General features: G+C 61.3%; 1 protein-coding gene. It reads left to right on the forward strand.

The features are described from left to right. Positions 1 to 54: 54 nt before the first annotated feature. A partial coding sequence (locus tag AC1DIS_RS30180) for an immunoglobulin-like domain-containing protein (protein WP_477748709.1) occupies positions 55 to 416 on the forward strand: 362 nt, incomplete at its 3' end.

Raw genomic sequence — 416 nt, forward strand, 5'->3', positions numbered from 1 at the left:
TCTGTCAACTTCGTTGCGCCAAACGATGCCCTCGCTGGCGGCGGTTCTTTGAGCGTGAAGATCGACGACGCCAAGGGCGGCAACTACGAGAAACTGGAAGTCGACGGCAAGTCGGCGGATACCTCGGTGACCGACACGCCGGACACCACCACCCTCAGCCTGTCGGCAACCGACTCGGTAGCCGAAGGCGGCTCGATTGTTTACACCGCAACCTTGACCAATCCGGCGGGCACGCCAGTGACCGTGACGCTGAGCAATGGCGCCGTGATCACCATCGAAGCAGGCAAAACCACCGGTTCCGTAACCGTCGATGCGCCGAAGGACGACGTCTACAAGGACGCTGGCCAAGTCGAAGTGACCATCAAGGATGCCGCAGGCGGCAACTTTGAAAACCTGGCAACCAGCCCAGCGGCAGC

Source organism: Pseudomonas sp. 05N433 (assembly GCF_056396925.1).